This is a genomic window from Paracoccus sp. 08 (assembly GCF_024105395.1).
GTDB lineage: Bacteria > Pseudomonadota > Alphaproteobacteria > Rhodobacterales > Rhodobacteraceae > Paracoccus > Paracoccus marcusii.
This window is the reverse complement of sequence record NZ_WEKR01000073.1, coordinates 1-18,115: the sequence shown is the minus strand read 5'-3', so window position 1 is coordinate 18,115 and position 18,115 is coordinate 1. Positions and strand designations below refer to the sequence as shown.

10 protein-coding genes and 1 pseudogene are annotated in these 18,115 nt (G+C 61.9%); 6 read left to right on the top strand and 5 right to left on the bottom strand.

The features are described from left to right. Nucleotides 1-58 precede the first annotated feature (58 nt). The 5 genes and pseudogenes from GBO37_RS19565 to GBO37_RS19545 all read left to right on the top strand — a co-directional run bounded on the left by GBO37_RS19565 (nt 59) and on the right by GBO37_RS19545 (nt 4,721). Complete coding sequence (locus tag GBO37_RS19565; RefSeq protein ID WP_239441259.1) at nt 59-430, top strand: LexA family transcriptional regulator; 372 nt, start codon at nt 59-61, stop codon at nt 428-430. Between the two features lie 11 nt (nt 431-441). Further along, nucleotides 442-684: pseudogene (locus GBO37_RS19560) on the top strand (Y-family DNA polymerase); the annotation flags it as partial. Nucleotides 685-741: 57 nt separating this feature from the next. Beyond that, nucleotides 742-1,755 carry a site-specific integrase gene (locus GBO37_RS19555; RefSeq protein WP_252930539.1) on the top strand — a complete coding sequence of 338 codons (1,014 nt, stop codon included), beginning with the start codon at nt 742-744 and terminating at the stop codon, nt 1,753-1,755. After that, the gene (locus GBO37_RS19550) at nt 1,748-3,931 is read left to right on the top strand and encodes a hypothetical protein (protein ID WP_252930538.1); all 2,184 of its coding nucleotides are present in this window, start codon (nt 1,748-1,750) and stop codon (nt 3,929-3,931) included. Before GBO37_RS19555 ends, GBO37_RS19550 begins: the two co-directional genes overlap by 8 nt. A 211-nt stretch (nt 3,932-4,142) precedes the next feature. Then, on the top strand, nt 4,143-4,721 hold the full coding sequence (locus GBO37_RS19545) for a recombinase family protein (RefSeq protein ID WP_371927650.1): 579 nt from the start codon (nt 4,143-4,145) through the stop codon (nt 4,719-4,721). Between the two features lie 321 nt (nt 4,722-5,042). Here GBO37_RS19545 and GBO37_RS19540 read toward each other — a convergent pair whose 3' ends face one another. The 5 genes from GBO37_RS19540 to GBO37_RS19520 are packed head-to-tail and all read right to left on the bottom strand — an operon-like array spanning nt 5,043 to nt 16,176. Further along, nucleotides 5,043-8,888: a helicase-related protein gene (locus GBO37_RS19540; RefSeq protein ID WP_252930536.1), complete on the bottom strand. Its 3,846-nt coding sequence runs from the start codon at nt 8,886-8,888 to the stop codon at nt 5,043-5,045. 14 nt (nt 8,889-8,902) lie between these two features. After that, complete coding sequence (locus GBO37_RS19535; protein ID WP_252930535.1) at nt 8,903-12,121, bottom strand: DUF1156 domain-containing protein; 3,219 nt, start codon at nt 12,119-12,121, stop codon at nt 8,903-8,905. Nucleotides 12,122-12,140: 19 nt separating this feature from the next. Beyond that, on the bottom strand, nt 12,141-12,749 hold the full coding sequence (locus GBO37_RS19530; protein WP_252930534.1) for a hypothetical protein: 609 nt from the start codon (nt 12,747-12,749) through the stop codon (nt 12,141-12,143). Beyond that, the gene (locus GBO37_RS19525) at nt 12,746-16,003 is read right to left on the bottom strand and encodes an ATP-binding protein (protein WP_252930533.1); all 3,258 of its coding nucleotides are present in this window, start codon (nt 16,001-16,003) and stop codon (nt 12,746-12,748) included. The genes GBO37_RS19530 and GBO37_RS19525 overlap by 4 nt, the downstream gene beginning before the upstream one ends. After that, nucleotides 16,003-16,176 carry a hypothetical protein gene (locus GBO37_RS19520; protein WP_252930532.1) on the bottom strand — a complete coding sequence of 58 codons (174 nt, stop codon included), beginning with the start codon at nt 16,174-16,176 and terminating at the stop codon, nt 16,003-16,005. Before GBO37_RS19520 ends, GBO37_RS19525 begins: the two co-directional genes overlap by 1 nt. Nucleotides 16,177-16,608: 432 nt before the next feature. Here GBO37_RS19520 and GBO37_RS19515 point away from each other — a divergent pair, with 432 nt between their 5' ends. Further along, complete coding sequence (locus GBO37_RS19515) at nt 16,609-17,952, top strand: IS1380 family transposase (protein WP_252930561.1); 1,344 nt, start codon at nt 16,609-16,611, stop codon at nt 17,950-17,952. The last annotated feature ends 163 nt before the right edge of the window (nt 17,953-18,115 follow it).

The window sequence follows — 18,115 nt, the reverse complement described above, 5'->3', positions numbered from 1 at the left end:
CTTGCACTTAAGCTCTATCAAGATCACGCTCGTAGACCGGCATGTGCCCCTGGCATCCATGCCGGTTCCGGCCGGGTTTCCGTCACCCGCCGCGGATGATCTTGAGGATACGATCGACCCGATCAAGTGGGTGGTGCGGCATGAGCATGCGACCTTCTGGTGGCGCGTGTCCGGCGACAGTCTGGAGGCAGAGGGCATCCTGGACGGCGATCTGATTGCCGTGGATCGCGCTGGCAAGCGCCGCCATGGCCGCATCGTCGTCGCGGTGGTCGATGGCGCCATTACCGTCAAGAAGCTCGCCAAGCGCGATGGCGTCTGGTTTCTTGATCCGCGCGCCCGTGCGGATGGCTATGCCACAATCCCGGTCACGGAGACGACCGAGATATGGGGGGTTGTCGCCGGCGTCGTCCGCCGCCTGCCCATCGAATAGGGGCAGGTACGGTGGAGCAATCCGACCGACCCATTGCGCTGATCGACTGCAACAATTTCTATGTCAGCTGTGAACGTCTGTTTGATGTGTCGTTGCGCGGCATTCCCGTCATTGTTTTATCGAACAACGATGGTTGTGCAGTCGCCCGCAGCGAAGAAGCGAAGCAATTTATAAAAATGGGCGACCCTGTTTTCAAAATCAGAGATTTGATAAAGCGGCATGGAGTTGTAGCATTATCAAGTAATTACACGTTGTAGTTAGTTACGTGGAATGCCTGCACGCGTGGTACCCTCTGCAGGCGGAGAAACGTCATGCAGTATGCGCCGTCGCTACAGATCCCCTTGGTGAAATATCCACTGCTGGCCGAGTGGCTGGAGCTGCTTGGGAACCTCGGTCGCGCGCCCGCAACGCTCGATGCCTATGCTCGTGGTGTCAGCCATTTCCTCGCGCACTGCGAGGCCGCAAGTGTCGCCGCCGAGGCGGCGACACTTGCGGATTTGTCGGTTTATGTCCGAACCCTATCGGAGGGTACGGGCCGGATTGCGAATGCCTCGCTACATCAGCGCTTAAGTGCCATCCGTTTGTGGTATGATCACCTGATCTACGAAGGGGTGCGTTCGACAAATCCCTTGCCGCGCGGGCACATTCCTCTAGCCCGGCATATCCCTGGGCACTCAGGCTTTAGCCGTGGACTGGTCCCTCGCCTGGTCAAGCTCCCTCACGTGCCCTCTGATCCAGACTGGGAGCGCCTTCTCACGGTCGCCGCCCACGATACGGTGCGCAACAGGTTGATGCTGGCCCTCGGATATTATGGGGCATTGCGGCGTGAGGAACTGATCTCGCTACGTGTCAGCGATCTTGATTTCGCGCACAGGTTAGTGTCGCTGCGTGCCGAGACTACTAAAAGTAAACGGGCGCGCGTGGTGTCCTATAGCCCGGAGGTCGCTCCAACTCTTATCAGTCATCTCCATACGCTCGTGAGGAGCGGCGGACAGGCTGGCCCCATGTTTCGTTCGCAATCAGATCGAAATCGTGGCGCACCCCTGTCGATATGGTCGTGGAGCAAGATCGTCGCGCGGTGGGCCGCAGACGCCAAAGTCGATAGTTTTAGCACGCACACTCTACGACATCTACGCCTCACACACCTAGCCAGGGCAGGATGGCATCTTCACGAGCTCTCAGCTTACGCCGGGCATGCGGATCCAAAGACGACTATGGTCTATCTACATATAGCCGGAGCTGACCTGGCGCGGCGCATGGCGCAATCGGTTGCGCATATCGATGCTCGGGTGACTACTTCGTTGTTTGGTGAACACCATGGGTGACCGTGCAAAAACTTCGATTGGCGGGCACTACTCGCTCTTCGACCCGGCGTCCCTTAATTTGGCCGGAAAGCTCACGGTGGATGAGCTCATCGCTTTACGCGGCCGAGATGAGGCATTCGTTGAAGACCTCAAACTCTCCATCCCCCGCCTCCTTGATCCGTTGCTAGCGATCGCTGAATGGGGGGACGTCTCTGCTGCCAAGCGTGAAAACAGTATCATTGCCATAATGAACGCGATGGCATCGACGCAAACTCCCTATTGGCAGTGGGACAACGCGAGATGGCTTGCGCTGCAGAATCAGAAATCTACGTCACGTCCGTACCTGACCGCGATTGCTTATCATCTTGGCGGCCTGCGCGACGTTACGAGTCTCACAAAACATAGAAACATCGGTCGTTATGCTCGAGCGATCTATGGGTCTGACATTTTCTGGCGGGAACATGGGCGGCTTATGACGGCTCTGAGTTCTCTCGGCTACAGTGGACAGCATCTTGAGATTGTCCTCACAAGTGTCCTCGGTCACCTCATGCTCGAAAATGGGGATCCCCGGCTTGAAACCTTCACGGTCGAGTTGTTGCAGAAGGGTCAAGCCAGTCGCAATGACAGCATCGCAAGATCTATTGGCAAGGTTTCGAATGGCTTAGCTGCCATGGGCATCATCGAAACGCCCTTGCGGATGCGAAATTACGTTGGATGGAGGGACAAAAGCACCGATGGGGTATCGACCGAATGGGCTCAGTGGTGCGCCCGCTGGCGTGAGACATCGACTCTTCGGCCGCAAACCCGCGAAAGCAACTACAGCTTGATCCTACGCATCGGGCTTTGGCTGGCCAGAGAACATCCGCAGGTCAAGTCCCCTGCGGACTGGGACAAACCGACATGCGCGGCGTTCCTCGCTGCGGTGGACCGCATGACCGTTGGTGAATGGCGGCTTAAATCTGCGCCGTTGCGCGAGACCAAGAGACGTGGGGCGCAGATCGCAGCCAATTCGAAGCGAACATTCCTCCACGCTATGAGGCGCTTTTTCATCGATATCGAGCTTTGGGGGTGGGCATCCTTGCGCTTCAGCCCCCGCTATCATCTCGCGACACCGAGGGCAGTGACTTTCAACAGCGGCGTCAAGCCGCGGGTCATCGACGATGCCATGTGGCTAAGGCTGATCTGGGCCAGCCTCAATATCGAACAGGAGGATCTTCTATCTGATCGGTGGTACCCACTGGCTTTGATACAGGCGCTGGCAGTTATTTGGACGCATTGTGGCTTGCGGCAGAATGAGATTTTTCGGCTCCCAATGGGATGTGCCAAGGCGCAGTCCGAGGACATCGTCAACGAGGACGGAAGCATCGTGACGGCGGGCACGTTGTGCTATCTGGATGTCCCTGCGAGCAAAACTTTCCGTGCCTATGTGAAACCAGTCGCCGGCGTTGTGAAGGAGAGGATCGATGCCTGGGCGGCACAGCGGCCATCCCATCAGGCCCCACTAATTGATGAACGGACCGGCGAGCGTGTCGATTTCCTGTTCCAGTACCGCGGCCGGCGGGTGGGCACGGCGTTGATGAATAAGACGATCATCCCGATTCTGTGCGCGAAGGCGGGGCTGCCTGCAAATGATAGCATGGGAGCGATCACCAGCCACCGCGGCCGGGCATCGGCGGTGACAGCGCTTGCCAGCGTCCCGAAGGGCATGTCCTTGATGGAGCTCATGGAGTGGTCAGGGCACACATCTCCCAGGTCGACGATGCACTACATCCGCATTCGACCAACCCGCCTGGCAGCGTCGTTCGCGCAGGCTGATCACATGGCACATATGGTGGCGGTGCTTGTCGACCATGATGCCATCGCGCGTAAATCAGACGAGCCTTACGCTTTTTATGACTTAGGCGACTCGTATTGCTCAAATCCATTCTGGAGCGCATGCCCGCATCGGATGGCCTGTGCTGGATGTGATTTCAACGTGCCAAAGACCAGTGCTCGGGCGCATGCCTTGGAAAGTCAGGCCTCAATTCGGCGGTATCTTGAAGAGGTGCCCTTGAGCGCTGATGAGCGCTTGATCGTACAAGGTGACGCCGAAAAAATTGCCTTGTTCATCGATAAGCTAAGCGGAGTGGCTACCCCGGATGGGCGTACACCTACACAAATTAGCCAGTCTGAAAGCCCGCAGATGAAAAGCGTTTAGCAAGCTGGCCAGCTTTACGTAAGAGGGCAGCTGCAGAAGGATCGGACAGGCGCCTGTCTCATCGATGTCCGTAAGAGGATCGTTGAAGGGACGGACAGGTTGCCCCTGAACAGGCCCGTTGAAGGCCAGCAAACGCTGGCAGCGCGAAATCTCAGATGAATGGTCCGATATTTTTTGCAATGAAGGGGCGTCTACTGTTACAGATCAGAGCATGACACAGATTTTGATCGGCTACGCCCGCTGTTCCACCGACAAACAAGACCTTGCTGCGCAGAAGGGTATCCTTGCCAGTTTCGGGGTTGCCTCCGATCGCATCTACACCGACCACGGCTTTACCGGCACGAACCGCGCCCGCCCTGGTCTCGATCAGGCGCTTGCAGCTTTGCGGGAAGGTGACACGCTGGTTGTGCCGAAGCTGGATCGGCTGGCGCGTTCTGTCCCAGATGCCCGAGACATTGCCGACAACCTGGCCACGCGCGGGATCAAGCTTCAGCTTGGCACCTCAATCCATGATCCGACCGACCCAATGGGCAAGCTGTTTTTCAACATCCTGGCGACCTTTGCCGAGTTCGAGGCCGACCTGATCCGCATGCGGACCCGCGAGGGCATGGCCGTGGCACGCGCCAAGGGCAAGCTGCGGGGCAAGAAGCCCAAACTGTCCGAGCGCCAGCAACAGGAGCTGCGGCGCATGTATGACACCGGCGACTATTCCATCAGTGACTTGGCGGAGCTGTTCTCGATCTCGCGGCCAACCGTCTATCGCACCCTGGGCCGGCAGGCGGCGGCCTGATGGTGGATGACCCAAAGCCCCCACGGCCACCGTCGCTGAAAAGCGAGACCCGCCAGACGAACTGGCGCCGCACAAACCTGCTAAAGTATCAGGCTCATCTCGCGGTTCAGCGGGCGCTTGCCTCGGGCGCTCTGGAAAAGCAGGGTTGCGAGGTCTGCGGGGCTGCAAAGGTCGATGCCCATCACGACCGATACGATGAACCCCTAAGCGTGCGGTGGCTATGCCGCAGCCATCATGTCAAGCTGCACCACTACGGCGAAGATATGTTCCCCATCGGCCGCTGTCATCTTGATTAGAAAGCGGAAAGGATGCGTCATTGTGCTAGTATCGACTGATCTTACGCCTCAGCCGTGTCACGGCCTCCTCCCGGTACATCTCCTCCCCTTGGCGCCGCATCTCCCTGATCACCGCGTCAATTTTGATCTCGGCCCCTTTCAACTGCGGAAGGGAGATGTGGACGTTAGCCTCTTCCCCCAGAATGCCGCGAAAGGAAGTCTCCGACAGCATCGGGGTCCGGTGCGCGAGACGGGCCGGCCGCATGCGGACCAGGAGCCCGTGGGGCTTGTTCGGGATCAGTTCGTCCCGCAGACGCCGGTGCAGGTCATCAGCGTCATTCGCGCCGCTCGCGGTCTCCATGTAGGCGGCCGCGATTTCATGGGACAGGACCAGCTGCTCTGCAGAGGCCCTCTTGTTCGCGTCGACGTCCTCAACCCCTTTCGCGACAGCGTGGATCTCAGCTGTGAGGGCGGGGGCGAGCTTGGCCTCGACCCGATGCCCATCGGCGTCTCCGATGGCAGCGTCTGAGTCGATTTTGATCCCGCGCAGGTCCGACACGCGCACCACGCTCACCGGACCGGTTTGGGTGGCTACAGAGAAGCCGACCCGCTCGACCCGGTTATCTCCGATCAAGCCCGTGACACTGACGCGCCTCATCCAGGAGGCATCCAGATCCGGGATCAGCTCCAAAAGCCGGTCGAACGCGGGGGCGCCATAGGAGGCGAACTCTAGGCCGGTCCGGACCTCAAGGGGGGGGCGATCAAAGAGGTCCCGTGACGCGGTGAGGTAGGAGACCCGCCCGTCCTCGTACCGTAAGGCGAATATACCCGGATGCTCGGTCAGAGACAGGAGGTTTGGGGCCGCGTTTGCGAGGGAGGACAGCCCGGCCTCGAGGTCCGCCAATGTCACCGGGGTGGCGAAATCTCTGGACCGCTCCCAAGCCCGGTAAAACTCCTGCAACTCCTTCGACGGGATTTCTAGTGCTTCAGCAGCCGCCTTGGACTGCCGGAGGCGTTCGGCCGCCTCCGTTTCGATCCGCCGCAGCTCCTCCGCCGACACATTCGGGTTTTCGAGCGCCCGGAAATCCGCCTCGGTAACCGGGATGAGGGCGATCTGCTGAGGACCGACGATGAGGCCCGCTTCGGCGAGACGAGAGAGGAGACGCCCGTAAACCCGCTCCTCCGCTGAACCCGCATAAGCATAGTTCGCGACGAAAATCTCCTGAAATTTCTGGCCTATGCGGTCGATCCGGCCAATCCGCTGCTCCACCTTCGCCGGGTTCCAAGGGAGGTCGAAGTTTATCAGCAGGTCCGCCGTCTGGAGGTTCAGCCCCTCAGCCGCAGCGTCCGTGCAGAGCAAGACGTCAATGTCTCCCCGAACGAAACTCTGGGTTATCTCGAGGCGCGTAGTGGTGACCATTTTACCCGCGGCGGGGTCGTAACGGCTGCCACCGGCCCCGGAAAAGGTCCCTACCAATGCGCTCGGCATTCGAGACCTGAGTTCCTCAACCAAATGATCAAGGGTGTCCTTGAACCGGGTGAACACAACCGTCTGCCGGATCCGGCTCCCCTGCCGCCGTGCGTTTAGCTCAGCCAGGAGCCGGTCTAGCTTGGACGGGACCCCGACCAATTCGACCAGGCGATCCAGGAGACCCCGGAGCGCCTCTTGCTCCCAACGGAGGTCGGAGTCCGTGCGCCCGTCCAGAAGGGCCTCGACTGCGATCTCGTCTCCCTCCTCATCCCCCTCGAAAACCGCCTCTTCCAGCTCTTCGTCGGTCGGGTTGAACCCGGCGTGCTGATGGGCCCGGAGGGTCGCGGTTACCTTCTCCGTGCGCCGTTCCAGCGTCTTTCGGATCGCGTGGAGGCTGGAGGCAAACCGGAGCCGCAGGAAGCTCAGATAGAAGCCGACGGAGGCGACACGGCGCTGGTCCTCCTGTCGGGAAGAGGCACGCACCCGCGTGTCCAAGTCCCGGCAATACGCCTCGAGCGCGTCATAGACCCGCCGCTCTGTCGTGGAGAAGTTAATCGGGTCGAGAGGGCGCACGTGTCGTTCGGCTAGGTTCGCGTTCAGCTTGCCGCTGTCGCGATAGAGACGTAGCAGGTCACGGGTGTGACGCAGCATGACGCGCGAAAGGGGCGCGGCCGCGCGCAGCACCCGGGCGATAAGTCGCCAGTCCCCGGCTGGAAACGGGCGCGCATCCTCCACCCAACGGGCCACGGTCCGCTGATCCGCTGGCGACCGGTAAGCGCTCATTATGAACGTCCAGTACTCCGGATCGAGCAGCTTGATCTCGAGAACGGCCCGGCGCAGGAACTCCAGCGTTGCCTCGGAGATCCGGCCCCGGACCCGTACGAACTCCTGAACCGCCTCGTAGTACTGCCGAGAGACGTCGTCATCGAGCCCGAAGCTGCCGACCCGCCCGGTCAGCCGCATCAGGTCAAATGCCTCCTGCATCGCGAGCTGCATCGGGGTCGCGGTTGCGAGGAGAAGGGCGCTGGTTTTCGGGCGGATCACCTCATCCACAAGGGCGTAGAGCTGGTTCTGACGGTTAACGGCGCGGGCGTAATGCGCCTCGTCCACGAGAGCGATATCCCACCCTTTGGCGCCCATGACCTCGCTGCGACGCGTTCGGTGCGTCAACAGGCCGGTCGAGGCTATGACTAGATCCGGGGCGAGAAGGCCACCCTCGGAAACCTGGTACGGGGTCAAATCCACGTTCAGGCGCTCATGGCTCACTCGGGCCCCCGGGGCGGTCCGAGCGAAATCGAGCAGGAACTTTGACTTCATCTCACGCTGCCACTGTCGTGTCAGCGAAGCGGGGGAGGCGATCAGCACCCGCGAGGCGATCCCGGATAGTGTCAGTGACCGGATCGCCAAGCCCGCCTCGATCGTCTTCCCGAGCCCCACCTCGTCGCACATAAGGAAGCTGTGGGGCCAGGAGGTGACGAGGCGGCGGGCGACGAAGGCCTGATGAGGCCAAGGAACGACCGGGGCGGTCTCGATCCCGACGAACCGACCACCAGGCAGACGCGGCCCATCCTTGATGAGACGCCACCGGAGATAGTCGACCGGAGCGAGCGCGGCGAACGGGCTCTCCGGGTCCTTGGTGGGCAGAGCCGGCTCCGTGCCGTCGATCTCCCTCGGCTCGATCACGTCCCGGCCCATCCGGACAAGTCGTGCCTGAACCGCCTCCGGAAGCGCCATCACCCGGATCCCTTCGCTCCCGTGATGCCACAGGTGTTCGAAATCCTTGAGCGCCTTTTCAGTCTGGCGGTGGCTCCGCTCACCCCACCAGGAGCAGTGGAGCAGGACGTTCTCGGCATTGATCGACAGGGCCGTCTTCGACTCGTTCAGGGACCCATCGATCCGGATCGCGTTTCCTTCGGCGTCAACGAACACGGCCCATTTCTCATGGACGTACCCGTCAGCGGTCGACTCAACAGAGAGCGGGTCCCCGGTCTCCTTATGGACCCGGAAGGCAACCTTGACCTGCAGCCCCCCAACTGACACCAGATAGGCAAAGAGGTCGACGCCTCGAACCGTCTCCGCGCTCCAAGTCCCGTTGTTCTCAAGGGCGGCCGTTAGATGTGCGACGAGCGCTTCATCCGCCCCCCTCAGCGCCGCCTTCACGTCCTCCGCGTCAAGGTCGCAGCCGACAAGGAACCGCGCTTTTGCCCCTTTTCGGGCAAAGGCCGTAAACCCCTGAGATGCGGCTGCCAAGGACGAAGATCGAAAATACCCGGCTACCCGGTCATACCGGACCGACCGCTCCAGGGCCGGGATGTAGAACTCCCTCAGAATGTCGGTCGCGGGCTCGCCGGGCCGGATCTCGGAGGTCCGATACTCGTCCCGCCAATCAACGTCCCGAAAGGACGCCGACGTCTCGTTCACGCCGGCCGTTTCTGTCACTGCGCGCTCCCGAAGCTCTCAAGGGCGAAGCGCACCCAGTCAACTTCCTTCTGGAGCCGCTCATCCCCGATCTCGGCCCGGTACACCTCAAGCAGGTCACGCAGGAGCTGCGCCTGCGGCAGACAGTGTTTCTCGAAATACGCCCGGACCAGAACATCCTCCCCCTGCCGATAGGCGGCGATTAGCCCGTGGAGCCGGTCCCATGCGGTCTGGGGCTTTTCAAGGCGCGCCGCGGCACGCTCCTCGGGGGTCGCGAGGCGCACCTTCGAGCCGGACTTCACGAGGGGGGCGGCATAGACCGACCCAGGCTGTTGGGTCGCAAGACCTACCCGGCGATCGGCGACAGTATAGTTCCCGCTCTTTCCCTCGATTGCGACGTTCAGGGCGTTCGCGAGGTTACGCGCGTCATCGAAGGCGAATTCGCCCGTGCCAAAAGCGCCGAGGATGGTGAGCGCCACGCCTGTCTCCGTGTCCAGCTCCTCGACCGTGAGGCGCCCCTCGGTGATCCGGGTGATCTGGTGGGCGGCCACGACGGCGCTGGCGGCGGTCATCGCCTGAACGGGCGAGACCACCTCATCCCCGTCATACACAGGCCAGCGTTCGGAAAGGACCTGAAGCGCCCGCCCGAAGCTGGCGATCATCTCATCAACCGGGCTGAGCTTCAGACGGTCGAATTCGGCTAAGCCGTCCCGGACTGCCGTGCGGATCCGCGCCGCGACCCCTGTTCCGCCGATCCCCTGCCAGGCGGCTGGTTCCGCGTCCTCATCGATCCGCTTGCGGCAGGTGATGAAGATGGTCGATGCGGCAGCGGCTAAGTTCATTTGATGTGTGGAGTAGCCGAACTCGGATTCCACCGGCATGCAGGCGGTGATGACCCAGCCGGACTCGATCAGCGACCGAGTTAGGGTCTCCCACGCCTCCTGCTTCTTGTGAGTGAACATCAGTGTCATGACGCCGTCATCACTGAGGACCCGGCGGCACTCGGCGAAAATCTCACCCATCATCCGCTCATAAGCTGCTTTAGCGTTCGCGGCCGACCCGTCACGGGATGGGTTGGCGACCGCCTCTTCCGTCTTGTTCACGTGACGGCGGGAGAACAGGCCCGGGAAGATGTCGCGGAGCCCGCGCTTTTGCCAAACGTAGTAGAAGTCAGACAGCTCCCCGTACTGGACGTTATCGTAATAGGGTGGGTCAAAGCAGACCAGATCAACGGATCCGACTTTGACTTGGGGCATGTTGCCCGCGGACCCATTCAGGATCGTAAGCGGAAGGTTCTGGCCCGTCGCCTGATGGACCGACAGCGCGAGTTCTGCGATTCCCTTGTACGCGTCCATCACCTGAGACAGCGCCCATCGCAAACCGCTGGCTGGTCCGGCATAGGGCATCTCCCCAAAAGTCCACTTGAGCGAAAAGTCATGTCGGCTGAAAGTTCCAGAAACCGATGTTCTCTGGGGAATCCACCGGGTCTGGCGGCTGTTATAGTCGACGAACTTGTCCACCATGAACTGGAGGTAGGTAATGACGGCGTTCCCGCGCGCCTCCCCGAGCGCGGCCCGGATCTCCGGCTGCAGCTCTCGGAACAGCTCCACCAGCGTCAGGTGGCCGAGAAGCTGGCGCGATGTGAACATGTCACACCACCTCGGCATCCCGTAGGTCACCGGGCGCATGTCATTTCCCTCAGGAAATGCTTCTGTTGGGATTAGGTCATCACGCTCCCAACGAGCCCAGTTCTCATCAAGGCGGCGTTTGGCTTCGATCAAGGCTGTCTGATCTTCGGCAGTCGGAGCCCGGAAAAACTTCACCTTCCCCGTTTTGATCTCGCCTTTTCGTTCACCCGACGCGTATCTTTGTAGCCGTCCCCGGGCGTCCATTTTAGGCTCGATACGGGCTGCGTGAACTGCATAAACGTGATCCCACCAGGTTCCGTGGCGACTTTCGCCACGCGCTTGCGCCTTGATCTCATCCCCGGAGATTGCCTGGCGACAATGAGCGCACTGCCCAACCCCTCGGGATACTGTTGCGTCATCTGGGTTCTCACCGTTGGGGCCGCGTCCACCCGGCGCTTCGTAGACCTCGAAGGTGACGGTCTTATCTGTCTGAGGAACGACTTTCACGCCCCACATGTCCCCCGCCGCCTTCGACAGCCAAAGGCTGTTCAGGAGGGGGGCGTCTCCCCCACAGGACGGGCATTTAACCATCCGGCAGTAGAGGATACCGTTCTGGTCATGCTCCTTCTGGCCGTAGACGCGCATCAGCTCCTGATCACCGTGCACGACCCGTTCCAGCTTCTGACGCTCCGCCTCCGGCAACGGGGAGCGGGGGGTGATGTCGCGCATCTCCGCCTCGACCTCGGAAACGAGCCGGTCACCCCACTGCTGAATGTCTTCCAGCAGCTCTGGGCCAAACCGCGCCGGGAAGTCGAGGGTCGCATGCAGGATCGTCGTCGCCACCGGGTTCAGTTCGTTGGCGATCACGGTGTGGCCGAGGCGCAGCGCCTCGAACGGGATGCTGCCTCCCCCGGCAGTCGCGTCCAGAACCGTCAATCCGGTCGGCCGATACTCGGGGGAGTTCGCGTAAGCCCGGTCGTAAGCGTAGAGGTCCTCCGGGTCCCACCGGATGGTCTCCCCAAGAGCCTGCTTCACCCGGTCGAGCTTGGCGAAGGCGACGCGGTCATTGACATGCGCCGGGTCGGCCGCGCGCTCCTCGACGCGGAGCCGGGTGCCTTTCGCCGGGAGCGGGAGCCGAAACGCGGTGGAATCCCTTTCCCAGCGGGTCACGACCGGGTCGCGGGAGAAGGACGGGTCGTAGGAGGTCAGGCGGTCGATGGTGTCCCGATTGCGCGCGCGCCGATCTACCTCCGCCTCAAGGAACTTCATCCCCTTCTCGTCGAGGAGAAGGGACTCGCCTGAAGCGGTCCGGCGCACATGCGCGAGTGGCTTCCCGACGAGGGTCCACTCCTGATCGCCGGCGATTGCGACCTTCTTCAAGATCCCGAGGTCCCGGACAAATGCATCCGGATCGGCATTAGACCCGAGGAGGGACGCCTGAATGGCGGCCCGGGACGGGATCAGGGGACGGCGCGCCCACCAAACGTGGAGGAAGTAGAGTGGCGGAAGGGCCGAGCTGGACCCGCGTTCCCGCTGGGTTTCCGCGCCCACCTGGTGGCACGGAAATCCGCTCTCCATGAGACGCAGATCGTTCGAAAGATCCTTCATACCATTCCCTCTTTCCCTATTATTGGCGCGCGCGCAGGCTGGTGAGCATGGATTCGACCTCAGCGTCCGGTCCCTTCCCCTGCCCACACAGCATTACCCGCAGTCCGGACACGGCCCACCGGTTGGCGACCGGCCCATAGTGTGTGATGCGGGAGAACCAATAGACGGCCTCCTCCCGCGAAAAGGTCGCGACTCGCCGTGACAAGAGTTCCCCTCGATCAAGATCGATCAGCCGCTCCTGAAGCTTGAAAATGATCCCGAGCTTCGCCCCGGCCTCTTCATCGAGAACGAGGGTGCGCTGCGTGCGCATCCCCTCCTCGGAAAGGAAGGCGTCGACCTCCAGGGGGACGTCATGTTCGTTGCGGGCCCGCGATGCGATCGCCCGGACAACCGGCATGAGGCGGCGAAGGCTGTCCCCGTGCAGGCGCCCCCGGTCCTGGAGCTGTCCGGTCCGCGCATCCCCATCATCCCCGTCACGGGCCCGGCGCTCCTTGATTACGAGGACCGGGGGCGGCACGTCGTTGTGCCGCGTGATCCGCAACGCGAAGGGTGCCGCGGAGAGAGCCCCTTCGTGGAGCGCCTTATAGAGTTCCGCATGCCGGTGCGGACGACCCTTCTTGGCGGTCATTCAGCGCCTTTCTTGAGTTCCGCCACCAGGGCGCACTCCTCATCCGGATGTTCGATCTCGATGGACGCGAAGGTGTCCTCCGTGACTCGGCCGACCGTCATGAGCGTCTCGAACAGCTCATCGAGCGCTTTCAGGCCCTCCGGGGTGGCCCCGGAGATCTTGACATCGATCGAGGCGCCGCCCGGGACCGTCAGGGCCTGGATCCGGAGGTCATCCACCGTGGATTTGGTCCCTGCGGATGCGATGCGGCCGAGCCGCTTCACCAGCGGGAGCAGGACATTCTGTGCATTCCCCTCCTCCTCGATCAGGAGGCTTTTCGGCGCGGTCGCGAGCCACCCGCGCCGCGCGGCCTCCGCCCGTGCGATCAGGACGTCATGGGGACGGGGCGGGCGAATGGTCGCCTCGACCCCCTCGCGGAGGTCGTCAGGCTTTGCCTGCTGCTCCGGCTCTCCACCGTGAACGAGGTAGCGGTCCTGCGCGATCACCTTCGGGATCACGTTCAGGACGTCAGCATCCGACACGGCCTCTGACTTCTCCCGAACCTTCGCGATAATGTCAGAAACGCGGGCTTCCGCCGACTGGCGCGCCACCTCGGCGGACCATTCGCGGATTTTGTCCTCTGACGGCTTCTCCCCCTTGATCCAGCCCCGCGCCCGAGCTTTCGGGACTTGGATGATGGACCAGCCGTCTGCAGAGAGGTCTGCATTCAGCGGGACTTGGTTCTGCGCGTCATAGATCTGGTCGGGCCGGTCGCTCTTCGCGTCTGTGAACCGGAACAGGCACCAGACCCCCCGCTCCACCCCCGCCGAGATGACCCGGTTCAAAACGTTCGGATTCTCCAGGATCGGCCAACGCCGCTGCTGCGCGAAGGAGTTCCGGATCTCATCCACTGTCGGCGTGTGGCTCCCCAGACCAAAAAAGAGTTGCGACAGGCCGCGGGTGATTTCCATGGTGGCGGCGCGATCCGTCTCGATCACCTCCCCGTCCTTGCGCAGGATCTCCTTGACCTGCTCGGCGACCGGGGCACCTCCTTCCCCGCCCGCCACTCGGATCTCCCGAACCGCGATCCCGTCAGACCCGGGATAAACCAGGCGGGTGTAGCTCCTGCTAACAGCGACATTCAGGTCGTTACGGGCCCGAGCTCGCCGACCCTGAAAATCGTCATCAAGCTGCTTGAGCGTCAGCCCATATGCGCCGGGATCCGCCGCGAGCTTCTCCATCGCCCGAACGTCCCGTGCCAATTCGATGAGCCGGTCCAGGCTCTGTTGCGCCCTCTGGTCGGCGAACATCCCGTCACTGTCCCGGTCCGTCGCTACCGTGTTCGGGATCAGGAGCGCTACATGGTTCTGCGAGATCCGGGGCTGCCCGTTCCCGACCGTCTGGATGAAATCGTCGATCATGATGCGCGGGGCGTCGACCCGCACGATCCCAATAGAGGGGCGCCGGGGCGAATCCGCCATGTCCTGAGGTGCCGTCACGTCCTCCCGAACTTCGAATATCCCGTTCTGGTTCGTGATCACCTTGCGGGATGCCTCCAGAATGAGCCGCAATGCGTCATCCCGTTTCACCCCCTCCCGGATGTCGCTGAGGGCCCGGTTGATGGTCGGGTCCGTGTTCGCGAAGAACTTCCCCCCGTCCTCCCGGAGGTAATAGGCGTGCTTCTGGACCGCCTCGAGGGCAGTCTTCACGGCGGTGGCCGGGAGGCCAGGCATCAGAACCGACAGGAGGGCATCGGCCTCGTTAATCCCAAACAGGTTGCTGGACACCCCGCCGGCCCGGCCGACCAAGCTGTTCACCAGCACGACGCGCCAGGTCATCTCGTGGTACGGGACCCCGGACGGGAGCGGGTTGGCGGCGTCTCGCATCTGAGCGCGGCTCCGGTTCGACGCGAGCGCATCCGACTGCGGCCCGCCCACGTCCGTGTTCAGGACGATCTGCATATCCCCGGCCTTCAGGCGGCTTCCCACGATCTCGTCCGCCATCAGCCGGTCCGAGAAATCCAGGTGCCCGACATGGATCATCGGCGCATAGGGACGCTTCTCCCAGAGGAGACGGATTGCGAGGGTCATGACCCGCAGGACCCCGCGAGTCCCTTGGAATGTCTCGATCGAGGCGAGCTTCTCGTTCAGGAAGCGCAGGAAGGTCGGGTGAAACGGGTAGCTTGCCCGGATCCGGTCGGCATAGTCGGTCTGCTTCGCCTCCGATGGGAGGTCAGCCGGGGAGCTGGCGTAAAGCGCTGTATAGGCCTCCGCCGCCCGTTTCGCGGTTTCCGGGTCAATCCGGGAAAAAAGGCGGCGGGCAAGGACGCGGGCGAGTTCGCTCTGCGGCACCGGCTTGATCGGGAGGGCATCGCGGGCGACCACGCTTTCCGTCTCCCCAACGGCGCGTGCGGCACGCTGAGCGGCCTCCTCCGGGGCAACTTCCGACCCGGTGATCCGGGTGAGTTCGGAACCCAGGCTCTCGCTCTGTCGAGCGAACGCGTCCGACGAACTGGCAAGGGAGATGACGACCGCGATCCCAGATGCGGACCGGGCGAAGGTCGACAGGGACATCAGGAAGGCGGCGACCTGTGTCGCCCCCTTCCCCGGGTGTGCCGCCTCGAACCGGGCAACATACTGCGCAAGTTCGTCTATGAGGATGACCACTTTGCGCCCGTCAAGGACCCGCTTGAAAAAGTCTTTCCCCGGTGCCGCCACCGATGTGACGTCCCCCTCCAAGGTCCGATAGAGCGCTTCCCCGCCGACCTGCATCGCCAACTCTCCCCAGAGCGTGTGGGGGATGAGTGCGGCGCCGGAGGGCTTGTTCACGGACAAGACGTCCCCAGCGATCGCGACGACGTCCACCGTTCCGGGCGCGGGGAGCGGGAGACCAGGGAACAGGGAATTGACCAGGTCACGAATATCGGTGCCGCGCTTGGCACAATGAACAAGGCCGATTAGAGAGTGGGTCTTTCCGCCTCCGAAACCTGTCTCGAGGCGCGTGATTGCGCTTGCCGTCGTGTCCCCTGAAATCCGTAGCAGGACGGTTGACAGGAGGTCGCGCATTCCGCTCGTGGGATAGGTCGCCTCCCCGAAGAAGACGCCCGCGTCTGTGTACGGGGTCTCAGCGACCTTCTGCCCCGCATAGCTGTCCATCACCTGGTTCAGGCTTGCGGTGAACAGCTCCGGGTTGAAGGTCCCCTTGATGATGTCTGCGCGAGGAGTGCAACTGTCGTAAAGAGACGCAATCTGTGTTGTGGTCGGTCCGGTATTCATCAGCGCGCCTCTCCCTTTTCTTTCAATAACTTAAAGCCCTGCTTGAAGGATTCTACCTGCGTCAGCCCCTTTGAGGCACACCAGACCTTAAAGGCACGACGCTCTCGCTCTGTGATCTTGAAGTTCAAACTCACAAGCGCGTCGAGGTCATCGTCACTCGCATCCTCAGCCATAGCAGCTTGCCCTCACCCGCCTGTATGTCTTGATAAACAGATTTCTTTATTTATGGATAGATGCCCCTGGATGGTTTTCCCATTTGCATAAGCGCTTATCCCCACCTTTCTGCCGAAACTTGGTCGGGAGTCCTCGACGACCAGGGGGGTGCAGGAACTATGCCATATGTTCACGTATTGTTCCTTGAGCTATGTCACTTGATCTTCATCCTCTCAGCGTCACGCTGATCGACCGCGACATGCCGCTGGCCGCCATCCGGGGGCCAGCCGGTTTTCCCTCCCCTGTGGCCGATGATTTTGAGGACACAGGTTAATCCGTTTAACCCGGATTATTCGTGAGGGGTTGGTGAGGCTGGCTTAACCACTTGAAGAACTGTAGTTTTATGGTTCCTACGCCAAAAACCGCAGTTTATCAGGATGCCGCGCCTCACCATGGATGTTTCTACACCCTCTCGTCTGTGTTTGTCACCGGTCGATGGCAAGCAGGTCCTGCTCGGATTTGACGGTGCCAGGATGAGTTCGGATGCCGGGCTGATGCTGTTGCGAGAGATCGAGCGCCGTGAAGGTCTGGCAGGTTGGCTTGCTTCCTGTATGGAAGACCCGCGTGCTCCGGGCAAGGTGCAGCACAGTCTCGAAGACATCATCCGGTTCCGGATCCTGATGATTGCGGCGGGCTATGAGGATGCCAATGATGCCGCCGATCTGCGCCATGATCCGAGCTTCAAGCTTGCCCTGGAACGCGCTCCGGAAAGCGGGGCGGCTCTGTGCTCGCAGCCCACCATCTCGCGGATGGAAAACCTCCCCGACCTCCGGACCCTGCTCCGCATGGGTCGGGAGATGGTCCGGTTCTACTGCCAGTCCTTCCCCCGGGCGCCCCGGCAGATCGTGCTGGACATCGACGACACCTTCGATGCTGCCTACGGCCATCAGCAGCTTCGCCTGTTCAATTCCTATTACGATGAATATGGCTTCCAGCCCATTGTCGTGTTTGACGGCGATGGACGGCTGGTCGGGGCCCTGCTGCGTCCCGCCCGACGCCCAAAAGGAGCCGAAATCGCGGCCCATATCCGTCGGCTGATCCGGCAGATCCGGCGCTTCTGGCCCGAAACCGAGATCCTGCTGCGAGCCGACAGCCATTACTGCACCCCGCAGGTTCTCGATCTCTGTGACCGGATCGGCCTGCTCTATGTCTTCGGACTTTCGAAGAATACACGGCTGGCGGCACAGGTCCTGCCGCTCGAGGCGTCCACGGCCGAGCGCTACGCCCGCAGTCCCGGACAAAAGCTGCGCCGGTTCAAGACCTTCTCCTATGCGGCCAGGTCCTGGTCGAAGCCACGCCGCGTCATCGCCCGGGTCGAGGTCAGCTTCCGCGGACGGGACACCCGCTATATCGTGACCAATCTCGAGGGCGGGCGCGGCAAGCATCTTTACGAGAAGCTCTATTCTGCGCGCGGCCAGGCCGAGAACCACATCAAGGCCTGGAAGACCCATCTCGCCGCGGACCGGACCTCATGCTCGAAGGCGAATGCCAATCAGATGCGGCTGATGCTGCACGGGTGTGCCTACTGGATCTGGTGGAGGCTCCGCGCGGCTTGCCCGAAGCGCTCCCCGTGGCGGCACGCCCAGTTCGACACATTACGCCTGCATCTGCTCAAGCTGGCCGCGACAATCGTCGAAAAGAAGACCCGGATCGTCATCACGCTTCCGACCTGCTGTCCGCGCAGGAAGCTTCTCACTCTGCTATTCCGCGCCCTCGAACCACCGTGTCCCGCCTGACGCCAAGCGCCCCGCTCACCCGGAAACATCAACCCGCACAACCTTACTCACATCAACGCCAGGGACAAAAAACCGGGCGTCAAAGTCCGTTGTGCGGGTCAAACCAGAATGGGCGACGTCATGCCAATACGGTGCGAAACGACGGCTTCATGAATTGTTCCGG